21 protein-coding genes are annotated in these 19,716 nt (G+C 25.9%); 7 read left to right on the top strand and 14 right to left on the bottom strand.

Annotation, left to right across the window (positions count from 1 at the left end; genetic code table 11):
• Window positions 1-14: 14 nt before the first annotated feature.
• Together secG and ACTTAU_RS04805 are read right to left on the bottom strand one after the other, a co-directional pair.
• Window positions 15-314, bottom strand: coding sequence for a preprotein translocase subunit SecG (gene secG, locus ACTTAU_RS04810; RefSeq protein ID WP_438305068.1), 300 nt, complete (start codon window positions 312-314; stop codon window positions 15-17).
• A 5-nt stretch (window positions 315-319) separates the two neighbouring features.
• On the bottom strand, window positions 320-1,054 hold the full coding sequence (locus tag ACTTAU_RS04805) for a triose-phosphate isomerase (RefSeq protein WP_438305069.1): 735 nt from the start codon (window positions 1,052-1,054) through the stop codon (window positions 320-322).
• Between the two features lie 57 nt (window positions 1,055-1,111).
• On the opposite strand from ACTTAU_RS04805, the gene ACTTAU_RS04800 reads away from it, so the two are divergent.
• The 7 genes from ACTTAU_RS04800 (at window position 1,112) to gltX (ending at window position 8,524) form a co-directional block, all read left to right on the top strand.
• Entirely contained in the window at window positions 1,112-2,530 is a 1,419-nt protein-coding gene (locus ACTTAU_RS04800) for a SurA N-terminal domain-containing protein (RefSeq protein WP_438305072.1), read from the top strand.
• Window positions 2,527-3,987, top strand: a complete 1,461-nt coding sequence (gene trpE, locus ACTTAU_RS04795; RefSeq protein WP_438305075.1) for an anthranilate synthase component I — start codon at window positions 2,527-2,529, stop codon at window positions 3,985-3,987. Before ACTTAU_RS04800 ends, trpE begins: the two co-directional genes overlap by 4 nt.
• A complete protein-coding gene (locus tag ACTTAU_RS04790) occupies window positions 3,987-4,553 on the top strand; it encodes an anthranilate synthase component II (protein ID WP_438305077.1) in 567 nt (188 codons plus the stop codon). Before trpE ends, ACTTAU_RS04790 begins: the two co-directional genes overlap by 1 nt.
• A 4-nt stretch (window positions 4,554-4,557) precedes the next feature.
• Entirely contained in the window at window positions 4,558-5,550 is a 993-nt protein-coding gene (gene trpD / locus ACTTAU_RS04785) for an anthranilate phosphoribosyltransferase (protein WP_438305078.1), read from the top strand.
• Window positions 5,543-6,334, top strand: a complete 792-nt coding sequence (locus tag ACTTAU_RS04780) for an indole-3-glycerol phosphate synthase TrpC (protein WP_438305080.1) — start codon at window positions 5,543-5,545, stop codon at window positions 6,332-6,334. The genes trpD and ACTTAU_RS04780 overlap by 8 nt, the downstream gene beginning before the upstream one ends.
• A gap of 89 nt (window positions 6,335-6,423) precedes the next feature.
• A complete protein-coding gene (lexA, locus tag ACTTAU_RS04775) occupies window positions 6,424-7,101 on the top strand; it encodes a transcriptional repressor LexA (RefSeq protein WP_438305082.1) in 678 nt (225 codons plus the stop codon).
• A 22-nt stretch (window positions 7,102-7,123) separates the two neighbouring features.
• Window positions 7,124-8,524 carry a glutamate--tRNA ligase gene (gene gltX, locus ACTTAU_RS04770; RefSeq protein ID WP_438305084.1) on the top strand — a complete coding sequence of 467 codons (1,401 nt, stop codon included), beginning with the start codon at window positions 7,124-7,126 and terminating at the stop codon, window positions 8,522-8,524.
• Here the strand turns inward: gltX and lpxB are convergent.
• Genes lpxB through rpsB form a run of 12 tightly spaced genes read right to left on the bottom strand, consistent with a single transcriptional unit; the run spans window position 8,501 to window position 19,622 of the window.
• Entirely contained in the window at window positions 8,501-9,637 is a 1,137-nt protein-coding gene (gene lpxB, locus ACTTAU_RS04765) for a lipid-A-disaccharide synthase (protein WP_438305086.1), read from the bottom strand. The two genes, gltX and lpxB, sit on opposite strands and share 24 nt — an antisense overlap.
• On the bottom strand, window positions 9,634-10,428 hold the full coding sequence (locus ACTTAU_RS04760) for an LpxI family protein (RefSeq protein WP_438305088.1): 795 nt from the start codon (window positions 10,426-10,428) through the stop codon (window positions 9,634-9,636). The genes lpxB and ACTTAU_RS04760 overlap by 4 nt, the downstream gene beginning before the upstream one ends.
• 1 nt (window position 10,429) lies before the next feature.
• Window positions 10,430-11,206: an acyl-ACP--UDP-N-acetylglucosamine O-acyltransferase gene (lpxA, locus tag ACTTAU_RS04755; RefSeq protein WP_438305090.1), complete on the bottom strand. Its 777-nt coding sequence runs from the start codon at window positions 11,204-11,206 to the stop codon at window positions 10,430-10,432.
• Entirely contained in the window at window positions 11,203-12,183 is a 981-nt protein-coding gene (lpxD, locus tag ACTTAU_RS04750) for a UDP-3-O-(3-hydroxymyristoyl)glucosamine N-acyltransferase (RefSeq protein WP_438305091.1), read from the bottom strand. Before lpxD ends, lpxA begins: the two co-directional genes overlap by 4 nt.
• 48 nt (window positions 12,184-12,231) lie before the next feature.
• The gene (gene fabZ, locus ACTTAU_RS04745; protein ID WP_438305093.1) at window positions 12,232-12,678 is read right to left on the bottom strand and encodes a 3-hydroxyacyl-ACP dehydratase FabZ; all 447 of its coding nucleotides are present in this window, start codon (window positions 12,676-12,678) and stop codon (window positions 12,232-12,234) included.
• Between the two features lie 5 nt (window positions 12,679-12,683).
• On the bottom strand, window positions 12,684-14,930 hold the full coding sequence (gene bamA / locus ACTTAU_RS04740; protein ID WP_438305095.1) for an outer membrane protein assembly factor BamA: 2,247 nt from the start codon (window positions 14,928-14,930) through the stop codon (window positions 12,684-12,686).
• Window positions 14,931-14,944: 14 nt separating this feature from the next.
• On the bottom strand, window positions 14,945-16,111 hold the full coding sequence (locus ACTTAU_RS04735) for a 1-deoxy-D-xylulose-5-phosphate reductoisomerase (protein WP_438305097.1): 1,167 nt from the start codon (window positions 16,109-16,111) through the stop codon (window positions 14,945-14,947).
• Window positions 16,111-16,740, bottom strand: coding sequence for a phosphatidate cytidylyltransferase (locus ACTTAU_RS04730; RefSeq protein ID WP_438305098.1), 630 nt, complete (start codon window positions 16,738-16,740; stop codon window positions 16,111-16,113). The genes ACTTAU_RS04735 and ACTTAU_RS04730 overlap by 1 nt, the downstream gene beginning before the upstream one ends.
• The gene (uppS, locus tag ACTTAU_RS04725; RefSeq protein WP_438305100.1) at window positions 16,737-17,414 is read right to left on the bottom strand and encodes a polyprenyl diphosphate synthase; all 678 of its coding nucleotides are present in this window, start codon (window positions 17,412-17,414) and stop codon (window positions 16,737-16,739) included. The genes ACTTAU_RS04730 and uppS overlap by 4 nt, the downstream gene beginning before the upstream one ends.
• Window positions 17,411-17,962: a ribosome recycling factor gene (gene frr / locus ACTTAU_RS04720; RefSeq protein WP_438305101.1), complete on the bottom strand. Its 552-nt coding sequence runs from the start codon at window positions 17,960-17,962 to the stop codon at window positions 17,411-17,413. The genes uppS and frr overlap by 4 nt, the downstream gene beginning before the upstream one ends.
• Window positions 17,962-18,813, bottom strand: coding sequence for a translation elongation factor Ts (gene tsf / locus ACTTAU_RS04715; RefSeq protein WP_438305103.1), 852 nt, complete (start codon window positions 18,811-18,813; stop codon window positions 17,962-17,964). The genes frr and tsf overlap by 1 nt, the downstream gene beginning before the upstream one ends.
• Window positions 18,813-19,622 (bottom strand): 30S ribosomal protein S2, encoded by an 810-nt coding sequence (rpsB, locus tag ACTTAU_RS04710; RefSeq protein WP_438305104.1) that lies wholly within the window; start codon window positions 19,620-19,622, stop codon window positions 18,813-18,815. The genes tsf and rpsB overlap by 1 nt, the downstream gene beginning before the upstream one ends.
• Window positions 19,623-19,716 lie beyond the last annotated feature (94 nt).

Here is a 19,716-nt window from a genome sequence, read left to right as displayed (position 1 = left end):
GTAATTGGAAAGAATTAATTATTTTTTGGAATTGACGGAGTATCTTCAGTTTTTTCTTCAATTACATCTAAAACTGAATTAGTTGGAGTAAGTTCGCTTCTTGAAACAATTGTTAAGGCAAGACTGCAAATAATAAACAATGTAGCAACCACAGCAGTAGACTTAGTCATAAAATTACCTGCAGATTTTGAAAACATCATATTTTCTTGAGAAACACCAATACCCAATGCACCACCTTCAGATCTTTGCATTAAAACCAAAAGCACAAGAACAATTGCTAAAATAATGTTCAAGACCAATAAAATATTTTCCATGTCGCCTAATTAAAGCTTTTTTTTATTATATCAATGAAATTATTTGGATTTTGAGATGCACCTCCAATTAAATAACCATCTAAATTGTGAATTTTTTTTAATAATTCAATATTTTTAAAATTAACTGAACCACCATATAAAACTTTTGAACCATTAAGTTTATTTTTTATAAATTTAACAATTTCAAAAATTTCTGTTTCTTTGGGAATTAAACCGCTGCCAATAGACCAAACAGGTTCATAAGCTATAATAATATTTTTTTTATTTTTAATATTTTTCAAACCTTGAGTAATTTGTTTTAACAAAACTTTTTTGGTATTTTTTTTTCTTTTTTGATTTAGTGTTTCACCAATACAAAAAATTACCTTTAATCCTGAATTAATTGAACTCCTAATTTTAAGATTAATTATATTATCACTGTCACCAAATTTTCTGTTCTCTGAATGTCCAAGAATAATATATTTTGCTCCTGCATCTTTGAGCATGTATGAATTAATTTGACCAGTGAACGCTCCATATTTTTCATTAGGATGACAATTCTGAGCACCAACTTCAATTGGTGAGGTTTTAAGTTTTTTATCGAATAAATTTATTAATGTGGCTGGAGGAAAATAAATTACTTTTATATTATTTTTTTTATGTTTTTTTACAAAAGATATAACTTTATCCAATAGACTTATTGATCGCTGATTGCCAAACATTTTCCAATTAGCTATAAAATACGTATATTTATTTGTCATAAATGAATTTTTAATCTATAGGTTTGTTTTTACAGATCAATACAAAATAAAGCTTAAATGAAACTTGGAAACTATCTTAATAAAAATAAAATTGGTGGTTTAATTTTAATTATTGTAATTATAATTGCATTTGGTTTTGGTGGTTTTGGGGGTGGATTTTTATCTAATAATCAAAATAATATAGCTAAGATAAATAAAACTAATATTACCTCACAAGATTTAATAGAATTTATTAATAGAAGTGGAATAGCACAAGAAACAATTCAAAAAAATTTGAACAATAATGTAATTGAAGAGCTCCTTACAGGACTTGTGTCAAACACATTGTTAGCTCTTGAGATAGAAGATTTTGGAATTACTATTTCAAAAAGTTCACTGTCAGAAAAAATTAAAAATAACAACAACTTTCAAAATGAAAATAGAAAATTCGAAAGAATTAAATATGAAAAATTTTTATTGGAAAACAATATCTCAGCGCCATTATTTGAAAAAAGATTGAAAGATAGAGAATCACAAAAAAAATTATTTGATTATATTGGGGCAGGATCAGTATCACCGCAATTTCTAGTAAAAAAACTTTATGAAAATGAAAATAAGAAACTAAATATTAATTTTGTAGATTTAAATACATTTTATAAAAAAAATGATGAAATTACTGAAAAGGATTTATTAGACTTTATTGATGAGAATAAAGATCAATTAAAAGTAGAATATATTGATTTTAAGTACGCATTAGTAAATCCTCAAAATTTAATTGGCATAAGTGAATATAATCAAGAATTTTTTGATAAAATTGATCAAATTGAAAATAATATTTTAAATGGAGTTGAGTTTGACACGATAACATCTGATTTAAATTTAAATGTAAGTACAATTTATGATTATAAATATTCAGAAAAAAGTGACGAAATACAAAAAAAAATTTACGAAGTTAGAAATAATAGTTTTGATATTTTTGAAAATAAAGAAAATTTTATAATTTACAAAATAGAAAATTTAGAAAAGAAAAAACCTAATTTAGATGATGATCAGACTAAAAAAGAAATTTTAGAACTTGTGGCTCAAAAAAGTAAATTTGACTATAATAAAAATCTTTTAGAAAAAATTCAAAATAAAGAGTTCACTGAACAAGATTTTTTTAATTTAGGAAAAGATAAAATTGAATCTTTAAAATTGAATTCCATTAAAGATAATAATAAATTTGAAATTAACTCTGTTCAAATACTTTATTCATTACCACTTAAGTCAATTACATTAATAAATGATGAGAAAAATAATATCTATTTAGCAAAAATAAATAATTACGACGATCTGGATGAGGAAATAAATCCAAAAGATTATGAAAAATTTTCAAGTAAAGAAAACACAGAAATTAGAAACAATATATTAAAATCATACGACTTATTTCTTAATCAAAAATATGACGTTGATATCAATCAAGTGGCAATAAATAATGTTAAAAATTTATTTCAATGATTATAAATCGAAGCTTCAAAGATTTTAAGTTTCGACATAGAAGCAAAAAAAATCAAATAATATACACCTCTAAAAAAGTAAATTCAGATGATGAGATAATAAATTTGATTGATAATTTTTTAGAGGAAAAAAATAGTTTTGTATTTGAGTCTGTTGAAAAAGGAAAAATCAAAGGTAGATACACAATTTTTGGTAAAAATCCTGATAAGATATGGGAGTTCAACAACCAAAAGTCATATTTGATTACTGAAAACAAAAAAATCATTCTTGAAGATAAACCAGAAGAGCTAATAGAAAAGATTATTGAAAATTTTAAATTTGATACACCTAAGAATTTACCTAAAATTTGCTCACTCATTTCTGGTTATTTTTCATACGACTCTATTAGGTACATAGAAAAAATTCCTAATTCATGTAAAAATGATCTTAATTTACCTGATGTAAGGTTAATGAGACCAAGAACTTTGGTTATCCATGACAATTTAAAAAAAGAAATTTTTTATATAAGTAATATTTTTAGTGATGAAAAAATTATAAACTATCAAAAAAAGTATGACTCTATAAAAACAGATCTATTCAAATTATTAGTTCAATCATCCATCAAAAACATTAATACAAACAAAATATTAAAAGAAAAAAAAATTAAAGTTAAATCAAACACATCTAAAAATAGATTTCTTTCTATGGTTAATAAAGCCAAGAAATACATTAAACTAGGTGATATTTTTCAAGTTGTTTTAAGTCAAAGGTTTGAAGCAAAATTAACAAAAAAACCTTTGGAAATTTATAAAAAACTTAGAACAACCAACCCCTCTCCTTTTATGTTTTACTTCAACTTTCATGATTTTCAAATTATTGGGGCAAGTCCAGAAATTTTAGTACGACTAAGAGATAATAAAATTACAGTTAGACCAATAGCTGGTACTAGACCAAGAGGGAAAAATAAAAAAGAGGATCTTTTTTATGAAAAAGACCTTCTTAAAGACAGAAAAGAACTTTCTGAACATTTAATGCTTTTAGATCTAGGGAGAAATGATGCGGGCAAAGTATCTAAAATTAATACCGTCAAAGTTACTGAAAGTTTCATAATTGAGAGGTACTCTCATGTAATGCATATAGTTTCCAATGTAGTTGGTGAATATAATAAAAATTTTTCAAAATTTAAATCGTTATTGGCTGGATTTCCTGCTGGTACTGTATCTGGTGCCCCTAAAATAAGAGCAATGGAAATTATTGATGAGTTAGAAACATCTAGAAGGAAAGTGTATGCTGGAGGAATTGGATATTTTTCTGCTAATGGTGAGTTTGATACTTGTATTGCTTTAAGAACAGCGGTGGCAAAAAATAAAAAATTCTATGTACAAGCTGGTGCAGGTATTGTGGCTGATAGCAAACCTATAAACGAATATTATGAAACAGTAAACAAAGCGAAAGCTTTGATAAATGCTTTAAAGTAATGAAAATATTATTAATAGATAATTATGATAGTTTCACGTTTAACCTTTATCATTACATCTCATCATTGGGCGTAAAAGTTGATGTCATAAGAAATGATAAAATTAATTCAAAAGAAATAATAAGAAAAAAATATGATAGAATTATTATTTCACCTGGACCTGGAAACCCAAATCAATCTGGAAATTGTATAAGTATTTTAAAAACACTTCATAAAAAATTACCCTTTTTAGGTGTTTGTCTTGGACATCAAATTATTGCTCAAGTTTTTGGATCAAAAATTATTCAAGCAAAAAAATTAATGCATGGAAAAACTAGCAAAATTAAATCAAAAAAAATTGGGATTTTAAAAAATCTACCTCGTTCTTTTGAAGCCACAAGATATCATAGCTTAATTATTGATAAAAAAACTCTTTCAAAAGATCTAGAGATTACAGCTGAAACTAATGATGGGATAATTATGGCTATTCAACATAAGCAGTTTAATATTCATGGTGTACAATTTCATCCAGAAAGTATTAAAACTAAGATGGGAATGAAAATTTTAAAAAATTTTATAAATCATTAAATTTATGGAAGAGATTTTAAAGAAGCTTAAAAATAAAGAAGATTTAACCTTTGAAGAAAGCAAATCAGCATTTGAAATTTTAATGACTGGTCAAGCTAATGAGGATCAAATCTATAATTTTTTAACACTTCTGTCAGAAAAAGGCGAAGTGGCTGATGAAATTGCTGGAGGTGTTTATGTCCTTAGAGAAAAATCCAAAAGAGTAAACGTTAAAGATTGTATAGATACATGCGGTACAGGTGGTGATGGTATGAACACTGTTAATATATCTACTGCATCAGCCTTACTTTTGGCTAGTATGGGTGTAAAAGTTGCAAAACACGGTAATAAAGCTGTGTCTTCAAAATGTGGATCTGGAGATGTCTTAGAAGCACTTAAAATTAAAATTGATTTAGAACCAGAAGAAATAGAGGAAGAGATTAATAATAACAATTTTGGTTTTATGTTTGCTCCAAATTATCATAGTGCAATGAGATTTGTAGGCCCTGTAAGAAAGAAAATTGGCAAAAGAACTATTTTCAACATGATTGGTCCTTTAAGCAATCCAGCTCTAGTTGAAAGACAGGTTGTCGGTGTTTTTGATAAAAAGTTATTAAAAATTTTTGCAGAGGGATTAAAAAATTTAAATATAAAATTTGCGTGGATAGTAAACAGTGAAGATGGATTAGACGAGATTTCTCCATATGCTAAAACAAATATAATACAATTGAAGAATGGAGAAATATCTGAGATTTTAGTAGATCCTAACATAATTGGTGTGAATGCAGAAAAGTTTGAAAATTTAATTGGTGATAATGCAGAATTTAATGCAGATAAAATGATTGAAATATTTAAAGGTAAAGATAATGATTTTTCAAAAGCAGTTTGTTTAAATGCTGCAGCTGGTTTAATCGTTGCAGAAAAGTTTATAGATTTTAAAGAAGCCTATAATCATACAAGACAATTTATTCTTTCTGGTAAAACTTTTTCACATTTGGAAAAAATACAAAATGCCTGAAAATATTCTAGAAAATATAATTAAAAAAAAAATTGAAAAAATTGATAATCTAAAAAAGTCAATAGATCTTAAAAAATTAGATGAATTAATACAAAAAAATAATTCTTACATAAATTTTAAAGATAAAATTGAAAACAATTTTAAAGAAAATAAAACTTCTATTATTGCTGAAATAAAAAAAGCTAGTCCTTCTGCTGGCGTAATAATTGAAAATTATAATCCAGTAGATATTGCTAATATTTATCTAAAAAATAATGCTACTTGTTTATCAGTTTTAACTGAAGAGGATTATTTTTTAGGAAATTTAATCCATATAAGTAAAATAAAAGATAAAGTTAATTTACCGATATTATGTAAAGATTTTTTTATTGATACGTTTCAAGTACCACTTGCCAAAAGTTATGGTGCAGATGCAATTCTAATTATTTTAGCTGGTGTCTCAGATGATCTTGCAAATAATTTATATCAAGAGGCACTAAAATTAGATATGTCAGTAATAGTAGAAGTACATACAGTTGAGGAGGCTCAAAAAGCATTAAATTTTGAAGATGCACTTATTGGTATAAATAATAGAAACTTAAAAACACTTAAAACAGATATAAATACAACCTATGATATTTATGATGTTGTAAAAAACCACAAAGGACCTCTGATTTCTGAGAGCGGTATTAAATCTAAAGAAGAGTTATTGGAATTAAACAGTAAGACTTCAATTAATACTTTTTTAATTGGAGAATCACTATTGAAAAAATTGGATGAAAATTCAATTTTTTCTGTTTTGTAGTAAATTTAATCCATATTTTACTCACTTTTTTAAGTATTGTTAAAGCAAAAGAACTTTTATAGAACATTGTTTGTACGATATTTGTTCTTATGCTAACAAAAAAACAAAAAAACTTACTTTTATTTATCAACAAGAAGTTGAGAAGTTCTGGTGTGTCTCCTTCTTATGAAGAGATGAAACAATCTTTAAACTTAAAATCAAAGTCAGGTATTCATAGATTGATTAGTGCATTAGAAGAAAGAGGATTTATTAAAAGATTAGCTCATAAAGCGAGAGCCTTAGAAGTAGTAAAATTACCTGAAACAGCTTCAGCAAATGATATTTACAATAGTTTTTCACCAAGTGTTATTAAAGGTGGCTTAGATGAGGAAATTAACAATTCAGATGAAATAGAGGTGCCAGTATTAGGAAAAATTGCGGCTGGTACACCTGTTGAGGCAATACAAAATGAAGTTTCAAGAATACCATTACCAAATAATTTAGAAAAAAATGGAGATTATTTTGGCTTGAAAGTTCAAGGAGACTCGATGATAGAAGCTGGAATCCACGAAGGAGATACAGTTATTATTAGAAGAACAGATACTGCAGATAATGGAAAAATTGTAGTCGCATTAATTGACGAACACGAAGCAATGTTAAAAAGAATTCGAAAAAAAGGTAAAGTTGTTGCATTAGAAAGTGCAAATAGAAACTATGAAACCAAAATATTTGGCCCTGATAGAGTAAAAGTTCAGGGTGTTTTGGTATCTTTATATAGAAACTTCTAAAAAAATAGTCTAAACATCTTTGATGTCTAAAGTAGCAACTCGTTTTGCTCCATCTCCTACTGGAGCTCTTCACATTGGTGGTGTGAGAACTGCCTTATTTAATTGGTTGTATTCGAAAAATCAAAAAGGCACTTTTCATTTAAGAATAGAAGATACTGACAAAGAAAGATCGAAAGAAGAACACAAAATACAAATAATTAAATCCTTAAATTGGTTAGGGATAAAACATGATGGTGAGGAATATATTCAATCAACAAAAATTGATAATCATGTAAAAATTGCAAATGAATTATTAAAAAATGGCTATGCTTACAAATGTTACTGTTCACCTGAAGAGATAGAAGAGCAAAAAAAAAGAGCAAGGCAAAAAAAAATACCTTACATTTACAACAGAAAATGGAGAGATGCAGAAGAAAAAGATGCTCCAAAAGAAATCAAACCTGTAATTAGATTTAAAAGTAAAATTGAAGGAAGTTCAATTCTTAAAGATTTAGTTCAAGGTGATGTTGAAATTGAAAATAATACTATAGAAGATTTTGTAATATTAAGAAATGACGGAACTCCAACTTATAATTTGTCAGCAACTGTTGATGACCATGAAATGGGAATGACACATATTATAAGAGGAGATGATCACAAAATAAATACATTTAAACAAATGCAAATTTATCAAGCTATGAAATGGGATGTGCCTGCTTTTGCCCACATACCTTTAATTCATACTATAGAAGGTAAAAAATTATCTAAAAGAGATAATGCTTCAACGCTAGATGACTACTCAAAAATAGGAATTATACCTGATGCATTGCGAAATTATTTGCTAAGACTTGGATGGTCGTATCAAGATAAAGAAATATTTACTTTGGAGGAAAGTATAAAATATTTTAACTTAGAGGGTATTGGGAAATCACCATCAAAATTAGATATGGGCCGAATTTTATCAATGAATGAGCACTATATTAAAAATATCAATGAAAATGAATTGTTTAAGCAGCTTATTGATTACAGCAAAATATACAAAAAAGAAATTAAGACAGATAAAACGGAAAAAATCAAAAAATCCTTAACATTCTTAAAAAACAAAGCAAAAACATTGGAAGATATTATTAACAATGCTCAGTATTTAACAATTGATGAAGTTGAATTTAACAAGGAAGATTTCAAATTGATTGATGAAAAAGCCAAAAAAATTATTTCAACTTTCATTAATAAATTAACTGATATTAAGAAATTTAATAAAGAAACATTAGAACCAATAATAAATGAACTTATTAAATCTTATGAAACTAATTTTAAAGGTGTTGGACAACCATTAAGAATTGCATTAACAGGCTCAAAATTTGGACCTGGTATATATGATATAATTATTTCTCTAGAAAAAGAGGAAGTTTTAAAAAGATTAACTAATAAGAAACTTGCTTAATACTAAAGAAGCTTCATCTGAAGATGAGGTTTTTGATCTAATTTTTTTTAACGTATTCTCACAATTATTTAATTGCTTTTTCATTAGCTCAGGATTTTTAAGAAAATAGACAACCGAATTGTAAATTTCTCTAGCATTGCACTCTTTTTGAATTAATTCTGGGATGATTTCTTTGTTATTAATGATATTAATAATGTTAGCAAACTTTATTTTTACAAGCATTTTAACGATTAAAAAATTTAAAAAGTTCATTTTATAGATAATTACAGAAGGTATTTTTGCATTACAAATCTCAAGAGAAACTGTTCCAGATTTAGAAACAGCAAATATTGAATTTTTTAATATTTGTTTTTTTATATTTTCATCTGAAATAACTTCAATATTATCTAAATTTTTTAATTTTACTTTTTCATAAATTAGATTTTTATTTGTATCGGTCGAATGAAAAATAAATTTGAAATTGTTATATTTCTTATTCATCATAATGATAAAATCAATCAATATAGGTAAAAGTAAATTTACTTCAGATAATCTACTGCCACAAAATAGAGAGATTATTTTTTTATCTTTTTGTATAATATGAGATAGATCTATCTTATTATTATTTTCTGTTTCTACTAACGGATGACCAACAAAAGTATTTGGAATATTTTCTTTATCAAAATATTTTTTTTCAAATTCAAATAATAACAAAATATGATCTAAAAATTTTTTAAACTTTTTAACTCTTCCTTCTCGCCAAACCCACACTTGAGGGGCAACATAATGAATTGTTTTTATCTTGTGGTTTATTTTTTTAACCTTTTCAGCAACTCTAAGTGTATAATCAGGGCTATCTACACTAAATAATATATCTGGGTTAAATTTTATTATTTCCTTTACGGTATTATTTATTGTTTTTTTTATTTTAAAAATATTCAACAAAACACTAGTAAAACCAATAAATGTTATTTCGCTAAGATTAAAAATTGATCTTATTCCTATGGATTTTAAATGAGTTCCACCAACACATAAATATTCAATATTAGGATGATTTTTTTTTAGCTTTGATATTACTTTGTAAGCGAGCTTATCACCTGATGGTTCTCCAGTTAAAATAAAAATTTTTTTCATTTAACTGTGATAAACATCTTGTTTTTATTTGCAAATTGAATGCATTTTTTTCTATCTAAAAAAACATGCTGTCTATTCTTAACAACAATACCCTTTAATCCAGCTTTTTTACTTTGGATAAAAGTATCTAATCCAATAGTGGGTAAATCAATTCTAAGATCTTGTTTTTTTTTAGGGAATTTAACTATAACACCATAATTTTTAAATTTTTTGTTTCTACTTTTTTCAAGCATCTTTTTTGTCCCTCCTCTGCCCTCTATAGCAATCACTTTGCCTTTTCTAACAACAACACCTTGACTAAAATTATATTGTCTTAAATTATTTAATATCTTAATTGCTTTATTAATATCAAATCGATCTTCTTTATTGGGTTTCAGCTTTGAGTAACTTCCTTTTGCTAATGTTAGATCAGGGTTAAATTTTAGTGAATTTTCAGTTTTTATTTTATTTTGGGCTAATATTTTGATTACTTCTTTGAGAATAGCTGCGTCGCCAAGTTTAGAGGCTTTGATTATTCTTGGTATATAATAAATACCTTTAAAATCTAATTTCAATTTTGAAAATTGAGGTTTTTTTACTTTACCAGCGAATAAAACTTTTTTACAGTTATTTTTTTTTAAGATATCAAGGATTTTACCAAATTGACCAATTGAAATTGAGTAAGAATTTTTATCATTCCGAAATTTATTATTTTTAGATAAATCAATTATCAAATAATTAATTTTCTTTTTTCTTATGGTTTTAAGAATTTCATTTGGAAAATTAGTATCTCCAAGTATTAATCCAATCATTTTAAGAAAAAGGTGTACAGATAGATCTTTTTTTATCTTTTATTACAAAATCAATAACATCTTTAACTAATAGATTCTTAAGATCAGTGTCATCTATTTTACTGATATTATCTATAACATTTTTTGAGGAAAAAATTTTTTTATATGCATCACTTAAACCTAGGATATCTTTATTATCAAACTTAGCTCTCCTTAAACCTATCAAATTAAGGCCCTGAAGTGAATTTCTATTTCCTGTTGATAGTCCATATGGAATTACATCATGTAACACACCTGTCATTCCACCAATCATTGCCATTTTTCCAATTCTCGTAAATTGTTGAACTGCAGAATTTCCTCCTATAACTACATTGTCTTCAATAATTGCATGGCCTCCTAAAGGTACATTGTTTGCGATAATTACATTATTTCCAACCTTGCAATCATGTGCAATATGAGAAGAAATCATAAATAAACAGTTATTACCAATAATAGTCTTACCACCACCTCTAACTGTCCCTGGATTTATCGTTACATACTCTCTAATTCTATTATTATTTCCAATTATAAGATTAGTTGGTTCTCCTTTATATTTTAGATCTTGAGGTTCGTTAATAGATACAAAAGGATAAATTTTATTTCCATCTCCTATTTTTGTATTTCCAAAAATACTTACATGTGATTGAATTGTAGTATTTTCTCCAATTTCAACTCCTGGTCCTATGACTGTATAAGGTCCTATCTCGACATTTTTACTAATCTTTGCTTTCTTATCAATAATTGCTGTTTGATGTATCATTTATTATCTTTTAAAAATTGTCTCAAATCTTTTGAAGGATATCCCATAACTTTACTATTATCTGGAATATTTTTTATAACTCCACTGCCACCACCAATCTGAACATTATTACCAATTTTGAGATGTCCCGAAATACCTGCTTGTCCACCAATCATGACATTATTTCCCAAGGTAGAGCTACCAGCAAATCCAACTTGTCCAGCAATTATACAATTATCACCAATTTTATTATTATGAGCTATATGAATTTGATTATCTAAAAAAGTGTTTTTGCCTATCACGGTATTAGACATCGAGCCTCTATCTATTGTCGCCCCACATCCAATTTCTGAATTTTCACCAATTATAACAACACCAATGTGTGGATATCTTAGGTTTTTTTTGTCATTAGGAAAAAAACCAAAACCCTTTTTTCCAATAATACAACCATCAAGAATTGATACATTGTCCTCTATAATTGTGTTTCTTATTATTACATTTGATCCAATTGAACAATTTGAACCAATCACAACATTTTTTTCAACAATAGTATTATGTCCTATCAAACAATTCTTTCCAATTTTAACATTTTCTCCAATTAAAACATTTTGACCATGCTTAATACTGTTATCAAATTTTAGTTCGTCAATCTTTTGAACTGAACTGTCAAAATTATCATTAATAGCATCTGGGTAAAATTTAGAAGTGATTTGGGAAATTATCGATAAAATATTATCAACATATATTGGTTTACAGTTATTTGGTAAATAATGTGCTAAGTTTTCAGAAGTTATACAAAATGATGCTTTTGTTTTAGATGCATGATTTTGATATTTTTTTGAATGAAAAAAAGTTAAATGTTCTTTATTTGCTGTTTGGAGATCTTTAACATCAATAATCAAATTGTTTTTAAAATTTTCTTCATTTTTGATATTTAAATCTCTTAAAATTTCATTGATTTTAAATGGTCCATGATTTTTAAAGAAAGGATGTTTCACTATTTGTTAATATCAAAATTTTTAAAAATTGATTATCAACAAATATTTCTAATTATTTTTATCTACTATTGTAGCTGACCATTGTGCGTCAGCCATTCGTTTACCTTTAACAAAAGCCTCGCCTTTGTATTTCCACACTCTTCCATGCGATCTTATAGCTTCAATTTTTAATTCTAATTTACAATCAGGGATAACTGGATTCCTAAATCTTGCTTTTTCTACGCTCATCAAAAAAACTAATTTATTTTCATATTCTTTTTTATCAATGCCATGTGCCGTTAAAGCTGCTGCTGCTTGACCAAAAGCTTCTACAATTAAAACACCTGGCATTACAGGGTTATCTGGAAAATGACCATTTACAAAAAAAGAGTCTTTTTTGACGTTCATCAAGGCTGTAGCAGAATGAAGTTTTTTGATATCATAAAGTTCATCAATTAATAACATTGGCTCTCTATGTGGTAAAAGGTCTCTAATTTGATCTTTATTTAATTTCATATAATTTAAAAAGTTGTACCTAAATTAAATCTAAAAGTTTCCGTTACATCAGAGTCTTCTTTAGTTATAGGTTGACTAAAAGAGAAATTTAATGGTCCAATTGGTGTAAAGAAATCAACTGCAATGCCTGTAGAACTTCGTATAGATCCACTATCATCAAGACGATCATTAAAATCGGCACCCCAAACATTTCCGGCATCAATAAAATAAGAAAAATCAACATTCTCTAACGTGTTAAAAATAAAAGGTAATTCAGTAGATAAATTTAAGGAGGCAGCATAATTACCACCAACGAACTCATTATTATCTTTTGGTCCAATTTTACCTTTTTCAAAACCTCTCAGTCTATTTGAGGGAATATTCACTCTTTTGGAAATTCTTACGTTTTCATCACTATCGATTGAATTAATAGATTTAAAATAAATACTACCTTTTCCAATCATATTGTCATTCTGATTTAAAGGTAAATACTGAGTAAAAATTAATGTATTAGCTAATTCATTGCTATCTGAAACTATTGGTAGTTCTTGTAAAAATGAGCTTCTATTTCCACTTGTTGGCCTATACACAGAATCTCGATTATCTAGTGTAAACCCATAATTGAAATAAAAATCATTATAAGATCCTTCTTGCTTTTTTAATGCACTTGATGCTTTGCTGCTAGTTTGTAGATCTTCTGCTGAAATTAAAAATTCAGGACTAAAAAAAATATTTTCAAATTGTTCATATTGAGTACCTAAAGAAAAACTTATCTTATCAATTTCATAACCATAATCAGTCATAAAATCAGAATTATCAATTTTAAATTCTGTAAATAATGTATTATCCGTATAGGCAAAATTTGGTCTACTATAATTAAATTTTGTTTCTACTGTATCATCTGAAATCATAAAATTAGTATCTAGTTTTATTCCTTTTCCTAAAAAATTTTTTTCTGTTATCCCAGCGCCAAGTGTTGTGCCATTTGTACCAATTCCAGCAGCAACTGAAATCTCACCAGTAGGTTGTTCCTCTACAATAATATCAATATTTTTTAAATTATCAGAGGAACCATTTGTTATTTTTTTTTCAACACTTTTAAAAATTCCAAGTGACTTTATTTGATCAATTGATTTATTAAGCAAAAGATCATTTAAAGGATCTCCTTCATCTACTATAAATTTATTTCTGACAACTTCTTCAATTGTTGTGTAATTTCCAAGAATATTAATTCTTTCAACATAAAATTTTTCTGAGTTTTTAATATCAAAAGTAAAATCAATTTTATCTTCAAAAATACTTTCGTTAACATCAGCAGTAATAAAATCATAAAATTTTGAAGATGCTAGTTTATCAATTTCTTCTAATATAGAATTTATACTATTAAGACTATAATATTGACCTTTTAATTCCTCGAATAATTTTGAAATGGCATCAAAATCATCTAAATTGTAATCATCAGGAATATTTAACGATAAATTATTAAATAAAAATCTTTTTCCAGATTCAATATTATAGGTTAATTCGAAAAATCCTTCTTTATTAAACTCAGCGAATGAATCTAATACACGAACATTATAGTATCCTAAATTCTTATAATAATTTTCTAATAATCTTTTATCTAGGTTAAGTAAAGATTGGTTTAAATAGACATTTTTTGAAACAAATTTCCAAAATTTATGTTCTTCAGACGCTATAATTTCTAATAATTTTTTGTCTTTAACCTTTTTATCACCTATAAAATTTATTTTTTTTATTTTGGCTTTTTCTCCAAGATCAATGGAGATATTTAATTTTACTGAGTTTAACTTTTCATCATTAACTATCGAAGATTTTATTTTAGAAAAATAATATCCACTCAAACGTAAATTATTTTCAATTTTTTTTAAATCATTTTCAAATAATACTTTTGTAAAAGATTGTCTTTCTTTGAGGCTTAATATTTTAGAGATATTTTCCTTAAACGTTTTATTTTTAATTCCAGTAATTTCTATTTCCTCAATAATTGGATTTTCTAGAATGGAAATTTTTAAAACTCCATTTTCAAGATTAATTTTGATATCATTAAAAAAATTTGTCTCATAAAGCTTATTTAAAAATTGATTTAATCTGGAATCATCAGCAGACATGCCTTCCTTAATATCGCCCAGAACTAAAATAGTATTTTTTGAAATTCTTTTATTTCCATCAATTTCAATATTCTTTATCACATCAGAAATAGCAGCAGTCTGAATAAAAAATAAAAATAACAGTGATTTAATTAATAAATTCATGATAATTTATGATTTTATATACCTTTTTTGTTTAATTTAAAAAGAACATAATTTCTAGTATTATAGATATCATTGATATTTCTTACTTTTTGTATCTTTAATTTAGTAAATTCTTTGTTAAATAAATGATTATAAATTAACTTAATTAAATTCAAATAGCTTATCTTTTTTTGCAGAAATTTTTTCACAAAAAAATCATTTATCGTTATCAGAGCAGTCTCATATAAAGAGCCTTTTTCAGGCAATGTATTCAAAATTTTAGTTAATGGAAACTGGTTTTGATTTAAATTTTTAAAATTTAAATTGTTTAAAATTTCAAAATTAATTTTACTTGATAAATTTTTTTTTAAATCATTTTCAAATAAAGAATTATGAATAGGGATTTTCATATCATTATCATGTAAAAGTAATTTAGTTATACCGTTATTAAATTTAGCAATGCCATGAATATACGATTTTGGATGAATAATTATTTTTATTTGTCTGTAATTGAGAGAAAAAATATTTTTTGCCTCTATAACTTCAAAAACTTTATTCATCATAGTTGCTGAATCAACTGAAATTTTAGGTCCCATTATCCAATTAGGATGTTTTAATGTTTCTTGTAAAGTTACTTTTTTTAATTGAGATTTAGTAAAATTTAAAAAAGGTCCACCAGAGGCGGTTAAATAAATTTTTTCTACTGATTTAATGTTTTCATTTTTAGTTAGTGAGTATATTGAAAAATGTTCTGAATCAATTGGAATGAACTTAGTGTTATATCTTTTTATTTCTTTTTGAATAATAGACCATCCACATATAAGAGATTCTTTATTAGCGATACCAATATTTTGAGATAACTTAATCATCTTCAGACATGGATCTAGTCCATCAATACCAACAATAGAAATCATCGTATAAAATATTTCTTTATTAGTTAAAATTTTATCTAAAATTTCAAATGAATTATAAAAACTTATATTATAATTTTTGTATTTTTTTTTTGCTCTTAAAAAGGAATTATGATGATTAATAATAACATTCTTAACATTAAATTCTTTTGCTTGGCGTACTACTAAATTTATATTTTTATTAGTAGACAAAATTTTTACATCAAATTTTTTTTTATTTTTTTTTAAAATATCAATAGTATTTTTACCTATCGAACCTGTAGAGCCTAATATAACAATTTTTTTTTTCATTAATAAAATAATTTTATTAAATAAAAAGTAGGTAATGAAAATAACAGACCATCAATTCTATCTAACAAACCTCCATGACCTGGTATTAATCTACCAGTATCTTTAACATTAGAAATTCTTTTGAAATATGAAATTACTAAATCACCAACTTGACTAATAGATGATAACAATAAAACTAGTAATAAAGTTATTGTATTAAATTCAATAACTAAGATCATAAAAGCAACATAAATAAATGATAAAGTTAAGATATAGGCACCGATTACACCGCTTATAGTTTTATTAGGACTAATTTTTGTTAACTTTGGACCTTTTAAAATCTTACCAAAAATAAAACCTCCTAAATCACTGAAGATAGATATGAATAATACAAATAGAAAATTATAAGGTATTTCATTTTCTTCTAATAATCTTAGTTTATAAGTAAAATAAAATACTACTGATAAAAAAAAATATCCTAGAGATTTTATTAAATACGATTTAACAAGTTTCGACCATTCTAGTAAAGAAACAATATATAAAATTATGATTAAAGTTAAAAATAAATAAGATCCTTTTAAAATAATATACAAAATCATTGGCAAGATGATTATTGAACTAAGAATTCTCTTTTTTAATTCATTTGTCATGAAACTGATCCAAAATTTCTTTTTATTTTTTTATATGAGTTAATAATTTGTAAGAAATCTTTTTCATTGAAATCTGGCCATAATTTTTTTTCAAAAAAAATTTCAGTATATGCAATTTGCCAAAGCATGAAATTACTCAATCTTTTTGTATTACCAGTTCTTATTAATAACTCTGGATCCGGTATTTCTTTAGTTAATAGAAATTTCTTTAAATTATTTTCTGTAAATGCTTTATTTTTTTTTTTTAAAATTTTAAAGGCATTAATTAATTCTAACTTTGACCCATAATTTAAAGCTAAATTAATTTGTAAGCTTTTATTATTTCTTGTTAATTTTTCAGATTTTAATAATAATTGATTTAATTTTACTGAAAATTTTTTAAACCCAATAACTTTTAGTTTGATTTTATTTCTATTTAAATTATCAATTTTATTATACAAAAATTTCTCAAGTAAATTGAATAAATAGTTAATTTCTTTTATTGGTCTTTTCCAATTTTCAGTAGAAAATGCGTATAATGTAAGATGTCTTATCTTGTTATCTAATGAAACTTTGATAATTTTTTCAATTGTTTTAAGACCAGCTTTATGTCCCGCATTTCTTGAATTTTTATTTTTTAATCCCCATCTACCATTACCATCCATAATAATGGCTACATGATTTAATGGATTCATATAGTCATTATTTCTTTTTCTTTTGATGTTACTTTTTCATCAATAATAGAAACATGATTATCTGTTATAACTTGAATTTTTTTTTCAAAAGATTTTTCATCATCTTCACTAATTTCTTTAGATTTCAAAAGTTTCTTAAGATCTTCATTTGCATCTCTTCTGATATTTCTGATTGAAATTTTACATTTTTCTCCCATTGATTTTATAATTTTTTTCAATTCAGTTCTTCGTTCTTCATTTAATTCTGGCACTGGTAATCTGATTAACTGTCCATCAATTTGGGGATTTAGACCTAGCTCTGATTTTTTGATAGCAGAGTCAATAAGAGAAACATTATTTTGATCCCAAACCTGAATATTTATCATTCTAGGTTCGGGTGTGGTTATACTCCCAACTTGATTTATTGGCATTAATTGACCGTAAACATCAACTTTGATTAAGTCTAACATCGATGCATTAGCACGACCAGTTCTTAGAGAAGAAAGTTCTTTTGTAAAGACATCAATAGTTTTAGCCATTTTAAGACTATATGATTTTTCATCAAACATTATTCACCTATTTTAAATCTAACAAATTCTTTAATCTTTAAATCAGTTATTGCTAAATCTTTTAAAATATCTTGAACCTTTTTTTTAGGCTCCATCACCCATGCTTGAGTCAACAAGGCATTCTCTTCTTTAAACTTATTCATTTTTCCTAAACTAATTTTTTTAGCTATTTCCTCTGGTTTACCAGAATTTTTTAATTCTTCTGTTACCAACTCTTGTTCTTTATCAATAATCGATTGGTCAATCGATTTTTGATCTAAAGCTAATGGATTAGACGCTGCGATGTGCATTGATAATTGTTTACCAAAATTTTTAACTACATCTGAGTTTTCTTTGGTTTCTAATGAAACAGCTACAGCCAATTTTGCCAGGTTATCTTTTACTACTGTATGTAAATATTTTGAATTAATAGAACCTTCATTAAAAACAGTTTTAGTTTTACCTATAGTAATTTTTTCACCTATTTTAGCTATAAGAGCAACAAGATTTTCATCTACAGTTTGTCCATTTTTCATTTTTGAAACTTTTAAATTATCTAAGTTTGAATTAACTTGATTATTCAAATCACTTAATTCTTTTACAAAGTTTATAAAATCATCATTTTTAGCAACAAAATCTGTTTCGCAATTAACCTCAATTAATGAAATTTGCTTTTCATTTTCAGAAACTGCTATGACACCTTCTTTAGCATCTCTAGACATTTTTTTTGAAGCTTTAGAAATTCCTTTAACCCTTAAAATCTCAATAGCTTTATCTAAATCTCCTCCAGACTCTTTTATTGCTAAATTGCAATCTTTAAAACCAGCACCTGTTGCTTCACGAAGTTTTTTAACTTTTTCAATATCACTCATTAATTTAATTTCTCCTTACCATCGTTAGAAAATCTATTTTCTAATTTTTCTCTATCTAACTCTTGAATTGTTTTAGAAGATTTATCATCACTTTCAGATTCAACTTTTTTTTCATCTTTTGGTGTAGATTTTTTTGCAGAATTGATTGTTTCTTTTAAAAGGTTGCAATATAGATCAATTGCTCTTCTTGCATCATCATTTCCTGGAATTGGAAAATCAATACCATCTGGGTTTGAATTACTATCTAAAATTGCAATTATAGGTATTCCTAATTTTACAGATTCTTGTATTGCAAGAGACTCATAATTTGTATCAATTATAAATACTAAATCTGGAACTTTTTTCATTTCAGCAATTCCGCCTAGTGATCTTTGTAATTTATCTTTTTTAACACTCATTTTTAAAAGTTCTTTTTTTGTAAAACCTCTATTTTCAGCAACAAGATCTGTTTCTAACTTTTTCAATTTTTTAATAGAATTTGAAATTGTACCCCAATTAGTTAACATTCCTCCTAACCATCTATAGTTTACAAAATATTGATCAGTCTCTTTTGCAACCTCTGCAATAGCCTCCGATGCTTGTTTTTTTGTTGATACAAAAAGTATCTTTCCATTATTCGAAATGGTTTCGTAAACTTTTTGAAGAGCAACTTTAGTAAGTTCTAAAGTTTGAGTTAAATCAATAATATGTATTGAGTCTCTTTTTCCAAAAATATATTTTTTCATTTTTGGATTCCATCTTAAAGTTTTGTGTCCTAAGTGAACACCAGCTTCTAATAATTCTTGAATTGTAACATTAGGTATTTTCATATTTTTTCCCGGTTAAGCCACCATAGTAATTTCCACTTAAGGACCGGAGGTATAAAACCAAATACTATGTGCGTATTAGTTAATTTAGCGTTTA

It is taken from the genome of Candidatus Pelagibacter sp. HIMB1505, from assembly GCF_052047915.1.
GTDB classification, from domain to species: Bacteria; Pseudomonadota; Alphaproteobacteria; order Pelagibacterales; family Pelagibacteraceae; genus Pelagibacter; species Pelagibacter communis_A.
This window is presented reverse-complemented; position numbering and strand designations above follow the sequence as displayed.

Excerpts from the sequence above, each read along its gene's own strand:
- ACTTAU_RS04800 (WP_438305072.1), top strand. The coding sequence starts at position 1,112 with ATGAAACTTGGAAACTATCTTAATAAAAATAAAATTGGTGGTTTAATT.
- uppS (WP_438305100.1), bottom strand. The coding sequence starts at position 17,414 with ATGAATCCATTAAATCATGTAGCCATTATTATGGATGGTAATGGTAGA.
- ACTTAU_RS04805 (WP_438305069.1), bottom strand. The coding sequence starts at position 1,054 with ATGACAAATAAATATACGTATTTTATAGCTAATTGGAAAATGTTTGGC.
- lpxA (WP_438305090.1), bottom strand. The coding sequence starts at position 11,206 with ATGATACATCAAACAGCAATTATTGATAAGAAAGCAAAGATTAGTAAA.
- bamA (WP_438305095.1), bottom strand. The coding sequence starts at position 14,930 with ATGAATTTATTAATTAAATCACTGTTATTTTTATTTTTTATTCAGACT.
- rpsB (WP_438305104.1), bottom strand. The coding sequence starts at position 19,622 with ATGAAAATACCTAATGTTACAATTCAAGAATTATTAGAAGCTGGTGTT.
- frr (WP_438305101.1), bottom strand. The coding sequence starts at position 17,962 with ATGTTTGATGAAAAATCATATAGTCTTAAAATGGCTAAAACTATTGAT.
- ACTTAU_RS04735 (WP_438305097.1), bottom strand. The coding sequence starts at position 16,111 with ATGAAAAAAAAAATTGTTATATTAGGCTCTACAGGTTCGATAGGTAAA.
- secG (WP_438305068.1), bottom strand. The coding sequence starts at position 314 with ATGGAAAATATTTTATTGGTCTTGAACATTATTTTAGCAATTGTTCTT.
- lpxB (WP_438305086.1), bottom strand. The coding sequence starts at position 9,637 with ATGAAAAAAATTTTTATTTTAACTGGAGAACCATCAGGTGATAAGCTC.
- fabZ (WP_438305093.1), bottom strand. The coding sequence starts at position 12,678 with ATGAAATTAAATAAAGATCAAATTAGAGACCTTTTACCACATAGAGAG.
- lexA (WP_438305082.1), top strand. The coding sequence starts at position 6,424 with ATGCTAACAAAAAAACAAAAAAACTTACTTTTATTTATCAACAAGAAG.
- ACTTAU_RS04730 (WP_438305098.1), bottom strand. The coding sequence starts at position 16,740 with ATGACAAATGAATTAAAAAAGAGAATTCTTAGTTCAATAATCATCTTG.
- trpE (WP_438305075.1), top strand. The coding sequence starts at position 2,527 with ATGATTATAAATCGAAGCTTCAAAGATTTTAAGTTTCGACATAGAAGC.
- gltX (WP_438305084.1), top strand. The coding sequence starts at position 7,124 with ATGTCTAAAGTAGCAACTCGTTTTGCTCCATCTCCTACTGGAGCTCTT.
- tsf (WP_438305103.1), bottom strand. The coding sequence starts at position 18,813 with ATGAGTGATATTGAAAAAGTTAAAAAACTTCGTGAAGCAACAGGTGCT.
- ACTTAU_RS04760 (WP_438305088.1), bottom strand. The coding sequence starts at position 10,428 with ATGATTGGATTAATACTTGGAGATACTAATTTTCCAAATGAAATTCTT.
- trpD (WP_438305078.1), top strand. The coding sequence starts at position 4,558 with ATGGAAGAGATTTTAAAGAAGCTTAAAAATAAAGAAGATTTAACCTTT.
- ACTTAU_RS04780 (WP_438305080.1), top strand. The coding sequence starts at position 5,543 with ATGCCTGAAAATATTCTAGAAAATATAATTAAAAAAAAAATTGAAAAA.
- ACTTAU_RS04790 (WP_438305077.1), top strand. The coding sequence starts at position 3,987 with ATGAAAATATTATTAATAGATAATTATGATAGTTTCACGTTTAACCTT.